Genomic DNA, 21,776 nt, shown 5'->3' on the forward strand with positions numbered 1-21,776 from the left:
ATAAAAAGAGAAAATTTTAAAAATCTTTATAGCAGACGATGATTAATCTTCTCAAAAAACAGGTTTTTGTACGTTTCTCCCAATGAGAGTCCTTTTCCTAAAATCCATACTTCATTCGTATCTGTTTTCTCAATTTTATGAAACGATACCAAAAAAGATTTGTGGATTTTTACAAATTGACTTTCAGGTAAATTTTCTTCGTAATATTTTAGCGTATTATATGTGACAATTTGTTCAGTTTCTGTATGAAGAATTACATAATTCTTTATACTTTCCAGGTAACAAATATCGCTCAACTTTATTTTCTTAAACCGATTTTTGCCATCCGTCTTAACAAAAAAATAACCATCCGATTCTGTAGAACTCTCATTCTTTGAAGAGAATTGGACTTGCTGTCTCACCTTCTCTACAGCTTGAATAAACCGATCAAACGAGATAGGCTTCAACAAATAGTCTGTGACATTAAGTTCATATCCTTCTAAAGCAAATTGCGAATAAGCTGTTGTAAAAATAATTTTGACTTTACCTTTCAATAAAGTGGAAAGTTGTATACCTGTAAGTTCGGGCATCTGAATATCCAAAAACAAAATATCAGGATTATATTTGTTTACCAATTCTAAAGTTTCGATTGCCTTATTCGTGACAGCGACACATTCTAAATCTGATAATTGCTCGGTATATTTCTGTAAAATGCGAATTGCTGGTGGTTCGTCATCAACGATGATACAGCTTAATCTTTTATTCATTACGATAAAGGAATTTGAAGTTTAACTTGATAAATCTCTTGTGTTTCAATCACATCTAATCTATAATTTTCAGAAAATAAAATATCCAAACGTTGTCGAACATTTTTGTAACCAATTCCTTTTTCATCATAATTCTCATTATTATAAAAATAATTTTCGATTGTAAAAAACAATTGATCTTTGTGGCTTTTAAGTACTATTTTCACGGGTTTCTCTGTATTTGTTATCACTCCATGCTTGAAAGCATTTTCTACAAAATGTATCAACAATAGCGATGGAATTCTGGCTTTATCATGATGAGATAAAACTTCAAATTGAACAGCTAGCTGGTGATCAAACCGACGAGAAAATAATGCAATATAATTCTGTATAAACTGAATTTCATCTTGTAAAGATACTTTATCATTCTCATTTTCATACGTCACATATCGCAACATATCAGAAAGTTTCAGCACATCATCAGCTATTTTTGGTTGCAAATCCATCAAATCAGCATAAAAGCTATTCAATGTGTTGAACAAAAAATGCGGACTCAATTGATTTTTGAGATTTTGAAGTTCCGCCTGCTTTTTTTGCAACAGTAAATCGTTCATTTTTTGATTGGTCTCCCAAATTGTTTTTATAAAGTAAAAAACCAGACTGAACAAAATAATACGAATTGCATAATATGAATTATCGTAAAAATAGTAAGTGGTCAACAAAGACTTTTCATTATAATTATGATTTCCTGTAAGATGAAAAATGATGACTTCCTCAAACAAATGACGAATTGAAGGGAATAAAAAAAGCAGAGAAATCTGTCCAAGAATGAAAAGCCCCCATTTTCTTTTTGGAATAGTTTTCTCACTAATCCAGCAATAATTCAGGTAAAATATAATCACCTGGAGTAAGTAAAAGGAAATTGTTTGCAATACATTCCAAAGATCTAAAAAATCTCTCTCAGAAAACCAGTCAAAATAAAGATCCATTCCAAAGAATATTGCCCAAAAACCAATATGAATTGCTATTTCCTGCTTCTTTTTCATTTTACAAAAATAGAAGATTATTTTTTTTCAATCCAACCAATTAAAACGTAAGGTACCAAAACCTTATACAAAACAGACCGTTCATACAACGAAACATTTCATCCGTCATTTTCACCTGTTCATTTTATGAAAAACGACATTCCGCTCAATTGATTCAAAAAAATTTCTTCATTAATCATCTTGCAGTAAAATAAATTCTAAAATGAAAAAAATACGACTTGTACTATTGATGTATCTGCTTTCTTTTCCACTTTTGGCACAAATTTCCATTCGAGGAAAAATAATAGATTCTCAGACTAACAGAGCTATTCCTATGAGTGACGTTGCTTTGTATAAAACAACAGATAAGACTTTTATAACAGCAATCTATACAGACGATTCCGGTAATTTTAACCTTGAATTACATGAAAAAGTTGATTTATTTTATTTGGAAATTGAAGCAATAGGCTATCAAAAGCAATCTGTCCTCTTGAAAAATACAAATCCAATTTCTATCAAGCTTAACCCGGAGAATACACAACTACTGAATGAAGTAACAATCGTTTCGCGAAGAAAAGCCATTTCCATAAAAGGAGATAAACTCATTTATGATATAGAACAAATGGGGATCGGGACAGCAAATAATGGCTTGGAAACCATGCAACAATTACCGGGAATTAGCTTAGATAAAGATGAAAATATAAAATTTAGAGGAAGTACGGGTATTCAGATTATGATTAATGGTAAAAAATCTATGCTTCAGGGTGATGCTTTGCGCGAATTTATTCGTTCATTGAAAGGTGATGACATCAAATCAGTAGAAATTATTACACAACCCTCTGCCCGTTATGAAGCTACAGGAACCACAGGTATTTTAAACATTGTACTGAATCGAAACATCGATCAATCTATAGGCGGAAATATTTATACGTATGGTGGTTATGGCGAATATTTCAAGCATAGAAGCGGTGGGCAGTTTTTCTTGAATGATGAAAAATGGAGTATAAACGCAAATGGATCCTATTATAATGGGAAATCCTTTAATGACCGTTCTGTCAATCAAACGATAGAATTGGAAAACAATATCCGAAACTTAAACCAGACGAATTACTGGCTCCCTGAAACGGAAAGTAAAAGTATGAATCTCGGCGTAGAACGAAAACTTGGTAAAAACCAACTGATCAGTACAGAATGGCAGTGGTACAACGAAAAAGAAAGTGCTGAAACAAGTGGAAAGACAAATGATTACCTGAATGGAATTTTACAAAATGACGTGACTTTATCGCAAAAAAATAAAACACCTGTTAATCAAATATCCGGAAATCTGTTCTATAATTATACTTCTGATAGCTTGACAACAAAAATTGATACGCAGCTCAATTATGGTTATTACAAAAAATCAAGAACAGGTTTCCAGCAGAATGAATACAGCACCGGAGAAATTAACAGGTTGGATGGTCTCAATCAGACCAAATACAATATGGCGAATGTACAGTTGGACGGAATTCAGAAATTTTCCAAGCAACTTCAATTAGAAGCCGGAGCAAAATTTTCCTTTGTAGAAATGAATTATTTCAACCGATATGATAGGATACAAGGAAATGATTTTATCATTCCGGACAGTTTGATGATCAATGATTTTAACTACAAAGAAAAGCTTACTTCAGCTTATACTCAATTAAATTATCATCTGCAAAAATGGAACTTTCTCGCCGGTTTACGAATAGAAAATTATCATTACCAAGCCTCTTCTCCTATGAACAAAAAAACCAATAAAAATCAATATACAAACTGGTTTCCATCGGCTTCAGTAAATTATGAAAACGGAAATCATCAATATCGATTAAGCTACAGCAAGCGTATTTCCAGACCGGATTACCTGACACTGAATCCATATTTTGAATATTTGGATGCTTACAGTATTGAAAAGGGAAATCCTGATTTAAAGCCACAATTATATCATAGTTTTGAATGGAATTATATTTATAAAAATTCTCTTTCATTAGGTTTGTATGGTTATTTGTACAAAGATGGATTTGTCGGAGTTGTCAATTATCAAGAAAATGAAAATTACAATATACTCTATAAAAGCAATGCATCGAAGGGTTCGCGTTTTGGTTTCTCAGCAAGTATTCCTCATAAAGTGGGTAAATGGTGGACTATGCAATATAGTATAGATGCTTATTTGGAATCTGAAAAATCTGAAATCACCAATTATGCTTATGATGGCACAGGTTATGGTTTTGAGCTAAATATGTACCATCGTTTCATATTACCGGATTCATGGGTGGTTACAGGGAATGGATTTTTAACGGGACGAAACAAAACTCCTACCGGTTATGATCCTGTGATTTATGATTTTAGTACGTCAATTCGTAAATCCTTGATGAATGAAAAACTGCAATTAGTGGCAGGCTGTACCAATATTCTGAAAAAAAGTATGTCAAATAGTTATTCCACAGTTCACAAAGTATCGACACATTGGATCAACAAATGGGAAACACGAAAATTTTATCTTCAGTTAACCTATAAGTTTGGAGGAAACAAAGAGAAGAAAATAAAAGCTACTGCCTTAGATGATGAACAAAAAAGAATGTAAAAAATGATGAGTGATCACATCCTATTTTCTTGCTAAAGAGAAATCAATTTAAGTTGAAAAACATTAATATTAAATGCTTTTCAACTTATTTTTTTTGATTTTCTTTAAGAATATTAAAACGTCTGGAAAACTAATTTATTTACTTATTTAAATTTTTACTCTGTATCTTTATTCCTCTGGAAACAGAGAATACTGTCAATTTTATAGAATATGGATAGAAAAATTTTACAAACATCTCCTATTTTTCATGTCATTTGCACAAAAAACTCTTTATGAAATTTCAATCAATTCTTATCCTGATTCTTAGTATTTCAATTAATGGCTATGCCCAAAATAATATCAGTCCTAAAATAGAACAATTAAGCAAAAAGAAGGACAAAGGAGCTGAAGATTCTTTTTTGATTGGTCAGGAAATGTTGAAAATTTCTCAAAACGATTGTGAACGAGCAAAAGCATATCTAAGAATGGGAGATGCAAAATGCAAAAATATGCAGTATGCTGAATCTATTAAGTACTTAAAAAAAGCTGATTTACTCATATCAAAATGTAACTTAATTGAGGATTATTTTAATATAAATTTTTTCCTGATGTTAAATTATCAGGAATTAGATTTAAAAGATGATTTTAATAAATCATGGAAAATCGTCAAAGAAATAGCAGTGAAAATGAACGATCCTGAAAAAACGTTTATGATCATGCAGGCAAATGCTTTATTTAATGAAAAAAACAGGAATTATTCTGTAGCCATTGTATATAGAAAGCAAATAAGTGATTATGTTGAAAAATTATTAGAATCTGATCCTACTGACCTTAACAGATTATATTTAGTGATGGCATATACTCAACTTTGTTACGTGTATTTAAAAGACAATCACGTTCCTGAAGCTCAGTACTATTATGGTAAAATACCTGCATTATCTGAAGGGATTTCAAAAGAAGACAATTATCTTCTAGATATACAATATTTGGTAAAAGCAATGCTTTTAGCAGAAAATCATCAACTGAAAGAAGCGAGAGAATGGTTTGATCAAGCTTTGCTGATTGCTATTCAAAAAAAATACCCAAGCACGATTGCCAAAATTAGTGAAGAACGATTACATTATGGGATTGACAATAAAACTGAACGACAAAAGTTATTAAATGTCATTATAAAAATCAATAAAGAAAAGCTAAAAGAGTCAGATAAATATTCATCAACCGAATTAGAAAAAAAGAAAAAAGAAACTTCTAAAGTTCATCACCAGCTCCGTAATTCAATTATCGTTGGGTCTATATTATTGGCAGCAATCGTTGTAATTTTTGTAATTAACAGAAAGAGTAAAAAGAGGTTGAAAATAAAATTTGAAAAAATAATAGCAGATTTACAACAGAAAAAGAATGCAGATTCTACTAATATTTTTCCAGTAGCTACAACTGAAAATAATACACAAGCATCAAAAAGTGAGCTACAGATTTCTAAAATAATGTCTGTTGAAAAAGAAAAAGAGTTACTGCAGAAGCTAATGCTATTTGAAGAAGGAACAGAATACACCTCCAAAAATTTTACATTTTCTAATTTTATTTCAGCTTTGGAGACCAATTCTAAGTATGCAAATTATATTGTAAAACAACACAGAGGGAAAAGTTTCAATGATTATATCAATGGATTACGAATACAATATATCATTGAAAAACTTTACAATCACCCTGAGTATTTAAATTATAAAATTAGCTATTTGGCAGAGATTTCAGGGTTTTCAACACACAGTCGTTTCGCTCAAATATTTAAGAGTGTAACAGAAATATCTCCTTCAAAATTTATTCAGCAATTGGTTAATGCACAAGAAAAAAAATAACACAAATATTTAATTTTCAATATATTGAAAATTAAATATTATCTATATTCTATAATCGGGGCATTCTACAACTAACATTCTATTCTCCCATAGTATACTTTTACACCCATAAATAAAACAAGTGATAAAAAAGTTTCTTTCATTTAAACAAGCTCTACACAGAGAAATCATTTTACGAATTTTTCCCTTATGTATTTTATTTTTATACAAAGACCTTATTCTAGTATTTGTATTCAAAAAGAAATCGTTGTACCTCAAATTTCAACCAAATTCTTACAGCGAACTGTAATCATATATTTAAATTAAAATATTACTTAAACAAACCAATTTATGAAAAAGCATTTAATTATTTTAATGTCTTTATTTCCCGTTTCATTTTTGTTCTCTCAAGTAGGGATAAATACAGAAAATCCACAAGGAATATTCCATGTAGATGGAGAAAAAGACAATCCGGCGACAGGAAATCCTTCAGTTGCAGCACAAGCAAATGATTTTATAGTAACGGCGGCAGGAAATGTAGGAATAGGTACTACAAACCCTACTAGAAAATTAGAAATTGTATCTACAACCAGTCCATCTTTCAGACTTAATGATGGATCTCAACAAACTGGTTATTATTTAGTCTCTGATGCGAATGGTAATGGATCCTGGAAGTCGTTAACTACTTCAATAGCTGCAACATTTCCAGCTACCGGATATTCAGGAGCGGTTAACTCCACCGGATATAGTGGAGTATCTATTACTCTTCCTCCCGGACAATGGCTTATACTAACCAATATCTTACTAAAGGGAACTAATAATCCCTCTGGAGGCAATGGTGCATGGGTAAGGCTTCAATGGAGTAGATCGCAAGGATCGGCAAATACTTCCGGTATTACAGGAAGTCTCAATTCAGGAATTTTTGTAGCTCCTTATGGTCTCGCAACAGGATCTTCTATCATAAATAATTCTTCAAGCAGCGATACTACTTTTTATTTGAACCTATCAGGAACTGATATTTTTGGATCATATACTGGAAATTGGGACAATTTAGGAGCTGCTGTTTGGCAAGAAAACTCGATTATCGCCTACCCTTCAAACTAAAAAAACAATTGAGATGAAATACATATATATGTTAATATTCATGCAACCTTCTTTAAGTTTATATGCTCAAGTAGGAGTTAATACTCATTATCCTCTAGGTATCTTTCATGTGGATGGTGCAAAAGATGATACCCCTACTCCGACTTCCAATATGACTGAAAATGATTTTTTAGTAAATTCTGATGGTAAAATAGGAATAGGAACTATTACTCCACAAACTTCTCTACATGTAAACACGGCCTTATTCAGAAATGGTTTCAGACTTGCAGATGGGACACAAGGAAATGGAAAGTTACTAAAAAGTTTAAATGTGAATGGAGATGTTGCATGGGAAAACCGGTTATCTGTAAAAATAGTCCAGCAAAATGGGAATTATAATGGAACGGTTAATTCTGATATGCAGTATGCTTCAAGAAGAATATCATTAGAACCCGGCAAATGGATTATCAGAACAAATCTTTTGCTTTATACTAGAAAAGATGGTTCTATAAATGACGGGTTTTATGCCAGATTTTCATGGGCTGAATACAATGGAACCTCATATAACATAACTCCTGATGCCATTTTTGGAAATAGTATTGGAGGGGCTTATATAGCACGATATGGATTAGCAACAGGAAATACTATTATTGAAAACACTTCTTCCTCAGCAAAAATGTACTATTTAGTTACCAGAACACCTATTTTTATAGGGGCTTATAATCCAAATACACTCTGGAATAATCTAGGAGGAGGTTGGGCAGAGACATCCATTATTGCTTTTCCCGCAAATTAATAAAAGTGAATTTCAAAGATATTCATATCGGAATCCTAATTAACCAACTTGTTACAGAACGTGGGGTAGAAATATCCCGCATCTGTAACTTTATGAAATGCTCAGAAAGCGAAATTGAAAAGATGTATCAACAAGAAAGTTTAGAGATAGAAATCTTATTGAAATGGAGCAAACTACTGGAATACGACTTTTTCAGAATCTATTCCCAACATTTGATTCTGTATGCGCCTTCATCTACAAAAAAAGAAATAAAACCTAAGCAATCTTTTCTGCCTCAATTTCGAAAAAACGTTTATACAAAAGAAATTATTGATTTTATACTGGAGCAAATCAACACTGGAAGGATGAGTAAAAATGAAGCCATTCAACGATACAAAATTCCAAAAACTACTCTTTACAAATGGATAAAAAAATACAAATAAAACAACCTGATTACAAGCAAATATTTCTGGACATTTTAGAAGAAAAATACCCAAATAAAAAAGAAAAATGCTCAGATATTTTAAATCAAGAGCCATTATCTGTAATTGAAATTATAGCGCTTAATAAAATCATATTCGATACTGATAAAGAAAATGAAAAATCCAATCAAAAACACCGTTCTTACAGCAAAGCTGCTATCTTTAAGATTTTAGATTATCAAAAAGAACATCATCTAAATAATTCCCAATTGGCCAATCATTTCAACTTAAGCCGAAATACAATCGCTAAATGGAAAAAAGTGTTTCTAGTCTAAAAAATTTAATTGTTATAAGCAGTTAACTTTCTTTTTCTTACTTAAGCCATATATTTCTATTGTTCTATTTTATTTAACAATAATAGTTAAGATACTATTTTTTGGTATTTTTGTGAATATTTACCTGAAAGTCTGTAGAAATTATGATGCGAAACATTTATACTATTAATTGGTTAATCGAACAATATGAAAACGGGAAAAAACTAGATTTCATTTATTTCTGGGGGCACAGCAGTAAATATCACGAAGAAGTTGGAAAATTTTGTTTCAGCCAATGGTTTCCTTCCGAATTTGTTGTGAATGGAAAATTATATAAGAGTGCCGAACATTGGATGATGTCACAAAAGGCGATTCTATTTAATGACATCAAAAGTTTTGAAGCGGTTCTCCAAACTGATTCCCCTAAAATTGCAAAAGAAATTGGAAGAAATGTTAAGCATTATAATAATGAAATATGGGATACAGTAAAATATAAAATTGTTGTTGCAGGTAACTTTCATAAATTTTATCAAAATGAAAAAATTAGAGATTTTCTTCTGAATACTGCAGAAAAAATCATTGTTGAGGCAAGTCCCGAAGATACAATTTGGGGAATTGGTTTAGCAGAAGAAAACAAAGAAATTAATAACCTTTATTTGTGGAGAGGTGAAAATCTTTTAGGTTTTGTATTGATGGAGGTTCGAAATATTTTAAAACAAATAACGACTAATAAACTCCATCTATTTACTATAACTCCACCATGGGTAATGTTTCCCGGAATACCTAAGGAGGATATGTTTTGGGGGATGGGAAAAGGAGAAGATTATTTGAGAGAATTTTATACAAACTATTCGTCATTAAATTCTGAGGATCAGTTTGTGTATTCATTATCCTATTTAGAACCTATAGACTGGTTTGGGTTTTATGAAGAATTATAAAAATGGATACATATTACAATAAACCAAAAGATTAATCTTGTCCATTGCTTCATTTTATAAGCGATATGAAAAAACGCATAAAACTTCTTATTTTAAAGAAATAATATAAATCTCAACCACGAGTTCAAGACTAAAAAAAGTATAATTTTATAAGACGTAAGAAATTAAGCTAAATATTTCATTCATTATTATTTCCAAAACTTTATTTTTTTAATGCTTCATCCAATATTTCCTTAAAAACTTCCGGCTGATCAATCCAAATATTATGCCCCGCTGAATCAATCAACTTAAAATCAATATTCTTATAGTTTTTAATAAGTTCCTGGTGAATCTGTCCTTTAAAATCCAGAAAATCATACTCACCAAAAATAATAGTGGTCTTCCCGTTTTCATTCAGCAATTTTCTATAATCATAATTCCAATTCACGGTTTCTGTCATAACAGATGCTTCCGGATTGTAATAATGAAATCCGCCCCGCATAAGATTATAACGTTCTATTTTATAAATATTCGCTGCTGCAAATGTCATACGATTAAATTCAGATCGTTCTTTGTTACTTGTCAACTTTCCATTCAATTTTTTGTACTTTTTATAGATTGGTAATGCTTTAATTTCTGCTCTAGAACTCAAAAACTTAACCTGTTCTTCCGAACGTTTTGAAAAAACACTTCCTACACTATCAGATTTAGAAAGAATAGCTCCAACTAATACAAGGTTTGAAACTTTCTCAGGATGTTTATTCAGGTATTCCATTGCCACCAAAGTTCCCATAGAATGAGCCATAATTTTAACTTTCTTAGCTTCCAATTGATTGATTAATAAATCTAAATCATGTACATTTTTTGGAAATGTAAGTTGTTCTTTAGGCGCAGGAGAAAGTAAAGATCCTCTTTGGTCATAAAGAACAAAGTGATACTTATCTTCTAATCCTTGAATTGCATCAAGCATATAATCGTGATTTGCTCCAAATCCTCCATGAATAACTACAACAGTATCTTTTCCTTTTCCCAATTCCCGAACATAAATATCCTGATGATAGACATCGAGAGTATCTGGCGTACTCAGGTACCATTCCGTGTAATCTTTACTTTGTCCAAAAGATTGGCTACACAATCCCAGGACACTAAAAAAAAAGATGCTGGCTATTCTTTTCATGTGTTTCATATATTTTTTTATAATATTCTCGTTCGCAATTTATTTCAATATCATATCTCAATTGGCATTTTCGAACGCATGTCTCTTCTTCAGAATATAAATAAAACACATTAAAAACAATAAGACAATATCAAAACAGCATATATACAATTATTATTCGCAAATACGCAAGTTTTTATTTGTTCTCATCTCCTAATTTTGAAAATATGCTATTCTCAATAGCTTATCGTAATAATGATTTGAGGAACATGAATTTAAAAAAAATTGAAATAGGTAAAAAAATTGAAGCACTGGTTAAAGAGAGAAAAATAAACATTGAACGGGCATGTAATTTTTTAAAATGTACCCCAGAGGATGTAGAAAAGATGTATAAAGCAAATGATATAACATGCGAATTACTTTTAAAATGGTCAAAGTTACTTGAATACGATTTATTCAGGCTTTATTCTCAGCACTTGATTCTTTATTCTCCTAAGTCTGCGAATACCAAAGAGAATAAGTCTCAAACAACAAATGATAGTGCATTTCCTGTTTTCAGGAAAAACCTCTATACCAGTGAAATAATCGATTATATTCTGGAGCTAATCCAAAGCGGAAAAAAGACGAGAAATCAGGTAATCGAAGAGTATAATATACCCAAGACAACTCTCTATAAGTGGATCAATAAGTACAACCAAGAAAAATAGAATGTCAACAGCTAGCCTATAAATTCATTTAAAATATATGCTATCAATCGGATCGATATAGAAAACAATAATAAGCCAGTATTTATGAAAATACTGGCTTATTATTATATGCCGGAAATTATTCCTTGTAATTTATGGAGAACATTTTTCTCCATTTAGTAACTGTATTTCTACTCAATTTGAAATAATTCGCCAGTTCATTATTGTTTAAATTATTCTTACGCTGAAACTCTAACATATATAAAATATCCTCTTTAGTATATACTTTATGTTTTTGATTCTTTTCTGAAATTAATTTTGATTCTCCAAAAATTAATGTATTCAGTTGTATGATATCAATAGACGTTAAAGATTTTTTGGCAAGAAAGCCTAAGCATAGCTCAAGTTTATGGGGATACTTATCACGTATAATATCTGTATAAATTTTTCTGTAATCAGGTGAATTTTTCTCATTCATATTCTTTACATTTAAAAAATTAATTGATTAATTCCAAGCTAATTATAAAATATTTTCAAGTAAGGAGAGAATTTGTTATAACCGTTCTTAAAATTACGATCAAATACAAGACAATAATTGCAGAAAAGCGAACAATCGTTGTAAGATTTATAATAGAAGACAATTAATATCTATCTTAATAATCCTTATAGCATATAAAAACTTGATACTTTGATCCTATTTTTTTAGTTAAAAAATGACAGCTTAAGCGACTCTTTTTCTATAAAATTTAGGGCTCGTACCGGTTTTTAATTTGAAAAATTTTGAAAAGTGGCTGAGATCCTTAAACCCCAGTATATAAGAGATTTCTCCGATATTCATTTCATTCTTGATAAGTAGTAATTTAGCCTCAAAAATAATTCGATTATCAATATATTCTCTTGCTGTGGTTTGATCCGCTTTGGCAAAAGCTTTTTGCAATGTTCTGACACTTACGTTTAATTTCTCTGAAAAATATTCGACACTTTGTTTTTTATTGACTTCTTTGTTAACTAATTCTTTAAAATTTGACACAAGAAGTGATTCTCGGGACATTATTATTTCTTCATTATTCTCATTCACAATTTCCTCTATCAGAAGCAAAATACTAAACAATAAACTATTTAGAATGGTTTCTTTATTTGTAATGTCATTTTTAATAACACTGCTAATCAACAAAAAAATTGTTTTCAATTCTTTGAAATTTTCTGATACATGAATTGGCTTACCTGCTATTTTAGCATTAAATAATTTTGATAAACTAAAAAAAGTTTTCTGTTTAAGACTTGTCACCAGAAAATCCTCTGTAAATATTAAAATCTGAACATTCCCTTCTACTTGGTTATACTTGTTGATTTGTTCCGGGTGAAGAAATACAAGTTCCTCATTTTTACTAATGATTTCTTTGTAGTCAACAGTTTGATTCACATATCCGTCTTCGACCAATTGAATAACAAAAAAAGGAATTTTATGGTGATGACATAAAATATGTCCTCTTTCCTTTATGAGATCATATAAAGAGGAGGTATTAATTTTTAATCCATTAATAAGATAATAAAATTGTTCAGAAATATAATTGTTCTTCATTTTCTAATTCATCCGGCATTTACAGCCCAAAATAGAAAATCTTTTTTTCTAAAAAAAATTGTAGTTTCACAAACTTCCTTTGAAGAGAAATCACAACCTTTGGACTTGATTTTATTAAAAAAATTAAAAACTTACACTGTATGTATAAACCAATAACTAGCATTTATTAAAAATCATTGCTCAATTAAGAATTGATATCGTCACATAAAGGTGTAATTTGTTTTCTTGTTTCAGATATGTAAGCATATAACCCTAAAGTAAAAATTGCATAAAATACAAGATTAGTAGCACCGGGATAATTAAAAATGAATCCCAATCCAAAGCTTAACATGATAAATGTAGCCACAGATACCAATAATGATAAATCCAGAAATTGAGTTGATTTACTTAATAGAAATTCTCTTTTTATTAAACTTAAAATCAACATAATAGCGACAGACAATTCCAAAACACCTAAGAGATAGATAAAAGGTTCTATCCCTCCCGGGAGATTAGAAAGAAATGAATCATGAAACAAGTCTGTATATCTTCCCATTACTTCAACCGAATTCATTATCTTCTGCCACCCGGGAAATCCCATTGTGTAAAATAACATAAAATAAATAGGGAGTATTTTTATTTTTATAAATAACTCTGAGTTGACCTTACTTTCCCGGTGTTCTACATACCATAAACAAAAGTAGAGAAGTCCTACATAAAAATACAAATTTGCAGCAGCAGTGTGATTAGACAATAACCGAACCATCAATCCATATAACGTAACAGATAGAATAGAGAAGAAAAGACCCCATTTAAAAAAACTAGCATTTCTATTTTCTAGAAACTCCCTTTTCGACAAAGAAATAATTAAAAATACAGCAGCCACTAACTGTAGAATTGCGGTAAGATAAAGGAGAATTGTAAAATAAGCCGGAAAATCTTTAACCATTGTCCGATTATAATTATTCAAGTAGGCTAAGTGTATTTCTTCAGTAGCTGTAAGTAATTCCCAACCATTCATCATCATAGTAAAAATCAGGCCTGCTCCTATTGGAAGCATCATAACTCTTTTGATCATTAAATTATTCATATCTCTTATTTTATATCTATTCTACAAAGTAAGATCAATACATTTTTATTCAAAGAATAAAAAAGCGCATATAAATGGTAAAAAAACGAAATTTCACAATTTGTTTTTAAACTCTCTAGGAGTTATGCCTAACTTCAGCTTAAAAAATTTATTAAAATTTGTAGATTCTTCAAACCCAAGATAATTTGCAATTTCTTTTACAGACAACTCGTCATATGACAACATTCTTTTTGCTTCTAACAGTATTCTATCGTTTATAATTTCTTTAGGTGTCTGATTAAAGGTAGAAGATGTTGCCAATTGCAATCGTCTTACACTCACATGAAGCATATCTGCATAAATTACCGTTTTCTTACTTGTTCTAAAATGATTATTGACTTCTTTCCGAAACTTTACAGATAAACGATCTGTAGAAGATGGTACTTTTTTTATTCCGATTTGTTCCTCGATTTCTCGCTCTGATAATAATAAAATACGAGACAATAAATTATGTAAAATATCCCCCTGATTACGGTCAGGAAAATGCTTCAATTCTTCAAATATTTCAGAAAATAAGTCGTTGAGTCGATTAAAATTATTGTTTATTTTATAATACGACTGATGAAAATTATTGTCAAAAAGCGGAGTCTCTTGCAAGAACCTTCTATCCTTCTCTGATTTACAAAAAAAATCTTCTGTAAAGATCAAGGCTTTTCCATCATAGGTTTCTTTCGGATCAAAAGCATGTATCTGACCTCTTGAAATAAAAAGAATATGATGCGTTTTCACTTCTATTGGTTCAAAATCGACAAGATGTGTCCCTTTTCCTTCGGTAAACAGATAAATCATAAAAAAATCTGTCCGGTGTGGTTGGGTCAACTTATTCGGCTTTCTACTCAACCGCTCCTTTATAGTGGTTGTATTTATTTCCTGTACTTTATTTACAGTAAACAGAAATGGATATGTTATTAATTTTGATGACAAACTTTAAATACGGAAAAAATAAAATTGATAGTTAATCCACAGCACAAATAATACCACTATTTATTTTAACTCTTTTTTTGTTAAATTTATCTTGATAAAGATTACTTCATTTTAATTACAGCTTCATCTAAAACAGAATGAATATATATCGATATATAATTGAAAATGAACAAGAAGTCGCTAACAGCAACCGATAATTAAATCTCTAATCTATTATATACATTATCAAATCATAGAAAACGTATAAAAAAATTATATGAAACGAGACGTTTTGTAAATTTGTATTAAAACCGGATTATGTTTCGACATGAAGGGAAAGCTAGGACTTATTCCCATAACCTTAAATTAGCTTCATTGTTGTCTTGTGTTGCTGGAATTGTTAATATCACAAGTGTCTTAAAACTAAACACATTAACAACCAATGTAACAGGACATTTTGCTTTTTTCTCAGAACAATTGGTCTTAAAGAATTACCACATGGCGATTGCCTATTTATTTTATATCCTGTTTTTCTTATTCGGAGCTTTTACCTCTAGTCTTATCATGGAATCTGTCTCCAAACATAAAACACATAGCTCCTATATTATTCCTCTAAGTATTGAAATCCTTCTATTACTGACTGTCATTTTTTTAGGTTCCTCCTATTCAAATCAATATTTCTATTTCTCTATATTTTTATCCTCTATTTTACTGTTCTCAATGGGATTACAAAATGCTTTGGTAACACGCGTATCTCAATCTGTGATAAGAACTACTCACTTAACAGGATTATTTACTGATCTCGGAATTGAATTGTCTCGCATTTTTTTTTACAAAAAGAACTCAGAAAGAGCACAACTCAATAAAAGTATATTTTTAAAATTAGCTATTATTTCTTGTTTCTTTCTTGGCGGAATAATAGGTGGATTTCTATTCCCCTATTTAAAATTAAACACACTCCTATTTCCTGTTATTATATTATGTGTTGCTTTATGGTATGATCGATTGTTATTTCGTTATTATTTGATAAAACGGAAAATCAGAAATAAGCATTAGAACCTTTGATTGGTATTAATTACAATTTCTTATAAATTTTATCAAATCTTTTATAGAAAAAAGCGTCAATTGACGCTTTTAAATAAATATTTTTTTCCATTTTGTTACAGTATTCCTGCTCAATTTAAAATGATGAGCCAATTGAGCGTTATTTAATTGATTTTTTTTCTGATAATCTAATATCAATAAAATATCTTGCCTTGAATACGATTTGAATTTTTGATTTACTTCAATATTTTTTTTATGCTCATCTCCAAAAATAAATTGATTCAATTCTAAAATATCCAAAACAGTTAAAGATTTCTTATCCAAAATTTCTTGACAAACTGAAATTTTTGACGGATAAAGGTCATTTAATATATCTGTATAAAGTGTCTTATAATTTATTTTCTTTATCATTTTTTAGGTTTTAAAAGCCACAATCATGATAAAAATGATTAGTGGCTAATGGTTAATAAAATAAGATTATTATATTATTAGCAGAAGTTTATTTTTTATACTTGCTAATCCATTTGTATAAAGTAGTCTTGGGAATGTGATAACGTTCAATTATTTCTATTTTAGTCATTTCTCCTTTTTCTATTTTATTTAAAATATAGTCAATTACTTCTTTAGTATATATATTTTTACGAAATTGAGGCAGAGAAGAATTACTATTTCTATCTGTATAATTGCTATTTGCTACTGGTGCATATAAAATCAAGTGTTGTGAGTACAACCGAAAGAAATCATACTCTAAAAGCTTACTCCATTTTAGCAGAATATCAGTATCAAGATTTTTTGAAGTAATACATTTATTTATAAATTCTTCATCATCTATTTTAAAAAAATTACAAATTCTTTCTTGTTCAATATTTTTTTCTTTTAGCATTTTCTGAATACAACTACCTATATGAATATCTTTAAATTTAAACATGAGTTATATTATTTTTTGGTTCATTATTTAAATAGATTATCTCCACTTAACAAATTATATAAGAAATGATTATAACATCTCCCTCTCATATAATTTCAATTTTAGTAATATTATTAATACCCCGACATCCTTTGAGCAGTAATGTTAATCACTCTTGTATTATCTGCATCAGAAGGTGTATTCTTATTATCAATGACTATATAAATTATTACACGATACCAAATTCCGTCAATAATAAAGTCTATTGTTTCTGTTTCGGCTGAATTATCACTTCCTGTTACGGAAGTACGTGCACTTGAAGAAGTAATATCATTATATCCATAACCAAGGTACATTCCATTATCAGTTTCCATATAACCATTCGGTGCAAGTAATACATTTGATCTTCTAAAATTATCAACAGAAGATACAGCTGCATATGAAATCTTTATATTATTTGAATGGACATTATAAACTCTTGGATTCCAAGAAACTCCATTCGCCTGATTAGAGCTACTACTGAAATAAGGGTCTATTCGCACTTTGCCTCCTAAAATAGGCGCATCGGATACCATACTGCTCAAAAGGCCAGTAGTTGATGCTAATACTTCATAATTAAAGAATTGATATTCTCCTGGCTGAAGTACGGCTCCAGCTCCTACTACAGCACTGCAAGACTGTCCTCCGATATTAAGTGTAAATTCCGTCGTACTAGGACTTGAGACTGATGGTATTCCTGAAATCGTATACACTAATTGCCCTGTTCCTACAGCAAAGTTTCCAGCGATAAGTGTTGCAGTAAGTCCATTTACTGGACCTATTGATTGAGCTGGATAAATCCCTCCATTTCCTCCTGTATATGGAATCGTTAACGCTCCTTCATAAGCTATTCCTGCTGAATAAGCAATTGGATTTAAAGATGCTCCTGTACAGCTCAAGCTACCTAATGTACCTGGTATTAATAATTTACCATCTAAAGTCTTCCATTGTGTACCATCCCAAAATACGTACCCCTTGTATGTAAATGTTGAAACTTCACCTGTATTATAAACTAATAATCCTGTAGCAGGAGAAGTTATAGTAGATGTATCATTATAAGCAGAAAGTGCTACTCTTGGAGCTAAAAAACCTTTTTTATTACCATTGGCCAATTGATTTACATTAAGCTCTAAAATTGCAGAAGCATTAGGTTCTGTAGTACCAATTCCTACTGATCCGTCAGTGAGTATTACAAAATCATCTTTTTGCTGATCTGCGCTTGGTATTCCAATATTTGTATTATTTCTACCTCCATCTACATTAAAAACTCCTTGTGGATTTTCTGTATTAATTCCTATCTGAGAAAATAGAGAAGCTGATGAAAATAAACTCATCAAAATGATTAAATGTTTTTTCATAATTTTTAAATTGTTTAGTAAAAGTTTAATAAATAGTCCTTGTTAGACTATTCAGTTATTACATTGACTTAGAACATAATGCATTATTATTTTGATTTATAATCAAGTAAACATTTAATAAGTATTTAAAATTATAAAAGTTTAAAAAAGTAATTAAAAAGCATCTTTAAAACATTATTTTTCAACAATTTGCTTTTTTAAATAAAAAGAATAACTTTGCATAAAAGTAGTCTAACAAGGACTACTTTTTTTTGTTAAATTTATTCATTACGAGCATCTTAAATTTTTAGGAAAAACATTCGCTAAAATATTATTCCTCTATTTTTAAGAAAAAGCCACTAATCATTATAAAATGATTAGCAGCTAATGGTTAATTAGAATAGGTTACAATTAGTCACTAGAGAGTTCATTCTATTTTATTGAATTAGTAAATTTCATGAAGGTACAAATCTGATAAAGCTCAATATCTTTTTCTCCTACTAGTATTTATCAACTTTCCAATGTAAAACGTTTTGAAATCCATAATCTATTTAAATGAACAATAAAATGAATAGAATTGACTAGTTCAATGGTATAGCATAAAAATAATTTTCAAAAGCTGCACCACGAAGGAGCCAGTGGTTAGTGGCTTTATTCTCTATTAATAAATATATTGTCAAATTGTCTGTGGTTACATTTATCACACTACTACCTGAAATAAATGACATATTACTATCGTTAGATGGTGGGTTTGCACTTGATCCTGTAACATACATTACCCCCGCATATGATGTACTATTTCCCGCAGGACCAAGATGTGTAAATCCATTTTGTTGTACAGAAGTTGTAGAACTTGATAAATAAAAGTGTTGCCAGAATCTATTTGCGGTACTTAAATAACTTAACAAAGTCAAACCAGCATTTACTACCCATCTGCCACGACTCAGATTTAGACTTATTTTACTATATAATGGAGAACTGCCACCATTTGAACTAACATTATTATCTACTTGAGAAAAGTTACCTAAAGCTACAGCTTTTATTGAAGCTGGTGTTTGCCATGTTCCAACACCATATTCATTACTCATTAGCACCTTAGATTGACCTTCTGTACCATCAACTATTTTAATCGCTCCATTTGTACTACTCACAATATCTAATTTTACACTTGGATTAATTGTCCCAATTCCTACTCTTCCCTGATTAGTAATCACAACATCATCTACTTGCTGTGCAACACTAGGGGTTCCAGTAGTTGGATTTGTTGTAGCTGCAGATGACTTTCCATCTGTATGGAAAAGTTGTTGTGGATTTTCTGTATTAATTCCTACCTGAGAAAATAGAGAAGCTGATGAAAATAAACTCATCAAAATGATTAAATGTTTTTTCATAATTTTTAAATTGTTTAGTGATAGTTTAACAAATAGTCCTTACTAGACTATTTATACATTTCACTGATATACAATACAATAAATTAGATTTATGATTTACAATTAAATAATCATTTAATAAGCAATTAAAAGTGGAATAATAATTTGCATTAATTAAACAAGCAGCTTTAAAACATTATTTTTCAATAATTTGCTTTTTTAAAGAAAAAGAATAACTTTGCATAAAAGTAGTCTAGTAAGGACTACTTTTTTTTGTTAAATTTATTCATTACGAGCATTTTAAATTTTCAGAAAAAACACTAACTAATATCTTTTCCTCTATTTTTAAGAAAAGCCACTAATCATTATAAAATGATTAGCAGCTAATGGTTAATTAGAATAGGTTATAATTAGTAACTAGAGTCATTCTATTTGGTTAAATTATTATACTTATTAATCCATTTATATAAAGTAGTTTTTGGAATCTGATAACGTTCTATAATCTCTGACTTAGTCATTTCTCCTTTATTGATTTTACTCAACACATAATCTATCACCTCTTTCGTATAAAGATTTTTACGAAATTGAGGTGAAATTGATTTTTGTTTTTTAGATGATTCATTATTATTCTTTACAGGAGCATATAAAATTAAATGCTGTGAATACAATCTAAAAAAATCGTAATCAAGAAGTTTACTCCATCTTAAAAGTAATTCTGAATCTATACTCTTCCTTGTGTATATTTCATTCAACTCATCTTCAGTAAAATTCATAAAGTTACAAATACGAGAAAGTTCAATTTCTTTTTCCTTTACACGTTCTTTTATCAAATTTCCTATGTGAAACGTTTTGAAATCCATCTATTCAAGCTTTGATAAGAAATTTGTTGATTATTTCAAACGTTTTAAAGTTACTTGGGATACAGGGCCACTCCCTGTAAAGCCACTACTCAAATGTTTAATCGTAATACTTGTAGTATTTATAAACCTAAATGAATAAGTATGACTTGCCAGCATAGGTATCGCCGTTATTAAAGTAAATGTTTGAAGTCGTCCATCCGGAGCAACAAACTGATCACTAACCCTTGCAACCCAATTTCCTACTGTATCATCCCATACACCAATAACAGGTACAGTATTATTCGTTGTTGCCACCTGCATATTCATATTCACCTGATAAACACCATCATTACTCACCTTAAAAGAATTACCAGTTGTTGTTCCTAAATAAGTATTTTCATTATCTATAATCTCATTATTCAGATTGCCTATAGGTACACCAGGTCCCGATGTTGCTCCTCCATAAGTATAATCAGCTGTCATTTGCAATGTGATTTCCTGCGCTATCATAAGTTCTCCATCTATCGAAATTACAGTTCCTGTAGCCAAATCAGGTAATGTAGGTATGGATAAAGTTTTCCATTCAGGTGAACTATTAGCTCCTTTCGAAACCAAAACTTGTCCATTTACACCAGGGTTTCCTTCGGTAGAAGCGTTTCCTCCTACATTCAATTCTTTTGTCAATTGTAAATCACCATTCACATGCAACGTTTTTTGTGGGGTTTCTGTATTAATTCCTACCTGAGAAAACAGAGGAACTGATGAGAATAAACTCATCAAAATGACTAAATGTTTTTCCATAATTTTAAATTGTTTAGTGATCATTATATAAATAGTCCTTCATAGACTATTTACACATCACACTGATATCCAATACAATAAACTAGATTTTTGATTTACAACAAAATAAACACTTAATAAGTGATTAAAATTATATAGCTTTAAAATAAAAGACGTAAAAAATGATTCTTAAAACAGTATTTTTCAACAATTTGCTTTTTTAAAGAAAAAGAATATCTTTGTATAAAAAGTAGTCTATGAAGGACTACTTTTTTTTGTTAAATTCGTTCATTATTAATTTATTAAATCTGATTGAATGACATTTAATTTTTTCTTGCCGGATAATGGAGA

22 protein-coding genes are annotated in these 21,776 nt (G+C 30.1%); 9 read left to right on the top strand and 13 right to left on the bottom strand.

Features of this window, described 5'->3' with window-relative positions; all coding sequences use genetic code 11:
- Positions 1 to 26: 26 nt before the first annotated feature.
- Entirely contained in the window at positions 27 to 746 is a 720-nt protein-coding gene (locus H277_RS0103095; RefSeq protein ID WP_019974113.1) for a LytR/AlgR family response regulator transcription factor, read from the bottom strand.
- Complete coding sequence (locus H277_RS18525; protein WP_019974114.1) at positions 746 to 1,771, bottom strand: sensor histidine kinase; 1,026 nt, start codon at positions 1,769 to 1,771, stop codon at positions 746 to 748. Before H277_RS18525 ends, H277_RS0103095 begins: the two co-directional genes overlap by 1 nt.
- Positions 1,772 to 1,973: 202 nt before the next feature.
- Between H277_RS18525 and H277_RS0103105 the strand changes: the two genes are divergently transcribed.
- From H277_RS0103105 to H277_RS0103135, 7 genes are all read left to right on the top strand, one after another.
- Positions 1,974 to 4,349: an outer membrane beta-barrel family protein gene (locus H277_RS0103105; RefSeq protein WP_081623183.1), complete on the top strand. Its 2,376-nt coding sequence runs from the start codon at positions 1,974 to 1,976 to the stop codon at positions 4,347 to 4,349.
- A 272-nt stretch (positions 4,350 to 4,621) separates the two neighbouring features.
- On the top strand, positions 4,622 to 6,184 hold the full coding sequence (locus H277_RS0103110) for a helix-turn-helix domain-containing protein (protein WP_019974116.1): 1,563 nt from the start codon (positions 4,622 to 4,624) through the stop codon (positions 6,182 to 6,184).
- Between the two features lie 330 nt (positions 6,185 to 6,514).
- A complete protein-coding gene (locus tag H277_RS19595) occupies positions 6,515 to 7,267 on the top strand; it encodes a hypothetical protein (protein ID WP_019974117.1) in 753 nt (250 codons plus the stop codon).
- Between the two features lie 13 nt (positions 7,268 to 7,280).
- The gene (locus tag H277_RS19600; RefSeq protein WP_146810319.1) at positions 7,281 to 8,042 is read left to right on the top strand and encodes a hypothetical protein; all 762 of its coding nucleotides are present in this window, start codon (positions 7,281 to 7,283) and stop codon (positions 8,040 to 8,042) included.
- Between the two features lie 5 nt (positions 8,043 to 8,047).
- The gene (locus H277_RS0103125) at positions 8,048 to 8,464 is read left to right on the top strand and encodes a hypothetical protein (protein WP_019974119.1); all 417 of its coding nucleotides are present in this window, start codon (positions 8,048 to 8,050) and stop codon (positions 8,462 to 8,464) included.
- Positions 8,443 to 8,778 carry a hypothetical protein gene (locus H277_RS0103130; protein ID WP_019974120.1) on the top strand — a complete coding sequence of 112 codons (336 nt, stop codon included), beginning with the start codon at positions 8,443 to 8,445 and terminating at the stop codon, positions 8,776 to 8,778. The genes H277_RS0103125 and H277_RS0103130 overlap by 22 nt, the downstream gene beginning before the upstream one ends.
- Positions 8,779 to 8,921: 143 nt before the next feature.
- Positions 8,922 to 9,695 carry an NADAR family protein gene (locus tag H277_RS0103135; RefSeq protein WP_019974121.1) on the top strand — a complete coding sequence of 258 codons (774 nt, stop codon included), beginning with the start codon at positions 8,922 to 8,924 and terminating at the stop codon, positions 9,693 to 9,695.
- A gap of 202 nt (positions 9,696 to 9,897) precedes the next feature.
- On the opposite strand, the gene H277_RS0103140 is transcribed toward H277_RS0103135, so the two are convergent.
- A complete protein-coding gene (locus H277_RS0103140) occupies positions 9,898 to 10,851 on the bottom strand; it encodes an alpha/beta fold hydrolase (RefSeq protein WP_169337507.1) in 954 nt (317 codons plus the stop codon).
- 248 nt (positions 10,852 to 11,099) lie between these two features.
- Between H277_RS0103140 and H277_RS0103145 the strand changes: the two genes are divergently transcribed.
- Positions 11,100 to 11,537 carry a helix-turn-helix domain-containing protein gene (locus tag H277_RS0103145; RefSeq protein WP_026357380.1) on the top strand — a complete coding sequence of 146 codons (438 nt, stop codon included), beginning with the start codon at positions 11,100 to 11,102 and terminating at the stop codon, positions 11,535 to 11,537.
- A gap of 118 nt (positions 11,538 to 11,655) precedes the next feature.
- On the opposite strand, the gene H277_RS0103150 is transcribed toward H277_RS0103145, so the two are convergent.
- The 4 genes from H277_RS0103150 to H277_RS0103165 form a co-directional block, all read right to left on the bottom strand.
- Positions 11,656 to 11,994, bottom strand: coding sequence for a hypothetical protein (locus H277_RS0103150; protein WP_019974124.1), 339 nt, complete (start codon positions 11,992 to 11,994; stop codon positions 11,656 to 11,658).
- 243 nt (positions 11,995 to 12,237) lie between these two features.
- Positions 12,238 to 13,098, bottom strand: coding sequence for a helix-turn-helix domain-containing protein (locus H277_RS0103155; protein WP_019974125.1), 861 nt, complete (start codon positions 13,096 to 13,098; stop codon positions 12,238 to 12,240).
- Positions 13,099 to 13,282: 184 nt separating this feature from the next.
- The gene (locus H277_RS0103160; protein WP_019974126.1) at positions 13,283 to 14,167 is read right to left on the bottom strand and encodes a hypothetical protein; all 885 of its coding nucleotides are present in this window, start codon (positions 14,165 to 14,167) and stop codon (positions 13,283 to 13,285) included.
- A gap of 93 nt (positions 14,168 to 14,260) precedes the next feature.
- Complete coding sequence (locus H277_RS0103165) at positions 14,261 to 15,130, bottom strand: AraC family transcriptional regulator (protein WP_026357381.1); 870 nt, start codon at positions 15,128 to 15,130, stop codon at positions 14,261 to 14,263.
- 297 nt (positions 15,131 to 15,427) lie between these two features.
- On the opposite strand from H277_RS0103165, the gene H277_RS0103170 reads away from it, so the two are divergent.
- The gene (locus H277_RS0103170) at positions 15,428 to 16,165 is read left to right on the top strand and encodes a YoaK family protein (RefSeq protein ID WP_019974128.1); all 738 of its coding nucleotides are present in this window, start codon (positions 15,428 to 15,430) and stop codon (positions 16,163 to 16,165) included.
- 78 nt (positions 16,166 to 16,243) lie between these two features.
- On the opposite strand, the gene H277_RS0103180 is transcribed toward H277_RS0103170, so the two are convergent.
- The 6 genes from H277_RS0103180 to H277_RS19610 form a co-directional block, all read right to left on the bottom strand.
- Entirely contained in the window at positions 16,244 to 16,564 is a 321-nt protein-coding gene (locus H277_RS0103180; RefSeq protein WP_019974129.1) for a hypothetical protein, read from the bottom strand.
- Between the two features lie 88 nt (positions 16,565 to 16,652).
- Positions 16,653 to 17,081 (bottom strand): hypothetical protein, encoded by a 429-nt coding sequence (locus H277_RS0103185; protein ID WP_019974130.1) that lies wholly within the window; start codon positions 17,079 to 17,081, stop codon positions 16,653 to 16,655.
- Positions 17,082 to 17,194: 113 nt separating this feature from the next.
- Entirely contained in the window at positions 17,195 to 18,457 is a 1,263-nt protein-coding gene (locus H277_RS20365; protein ID WP_019974131.1) for a hypothetical protein, read from the bottom strand.
- A gap of 560 nt (positions 18,458 to 19,017) precedes the next feature.
- Complete coding sequence (locus H277_RS0103195; RefSeq protein ID WP_019974132.1) at positions 19,018 to 19,827, bottom strand: hypothetical protein; 810 nt, start codon at positions 19,825 to 19,827, stop codon at positions 19,018 to 19,020.
- Positions 19,828 to 20,234: 407 nt separating this feature from the next.
- Positions 20,235 to 20,666, bottom strand: coding sequence for a hypothetical protein (locus tag H277_RS0103200; RefSeq protein ID WP_019974133.1), 432 nt, complete (start codon positions 20,664 to 20,666; stop codon positions 20,235 to 20,237).
- Between the two features lie 30 nt (positions 20,667 to 20,696).
- The gene (locus H277_RS19610; protein ID WP_146810848.1) at positions 20,697 to 21,446 is read right to left on the bottom strand and encodes a hypothetical protein; all 750 of its coding nucleotides are present in this window, start codon (positions 21,444 to 21,446) and stop codon (positions 20,697 to 20,699) included.
- Positions 21,447 to 21,776 lie beyond the last annotated feature (330 nt).

This window comes from Empedobacter brevis NBRC 14943 = ATCC 43319 (genome assembly GCF_000382425.1).
In the GTDB taxonomy this organism is placed as follows: domain Bacteria; phylum Bacteroidota; class Bacteroidia; order Flavobacteriales; family Weeksellaceae; genus Empedobacter; species Empedobacter brevis.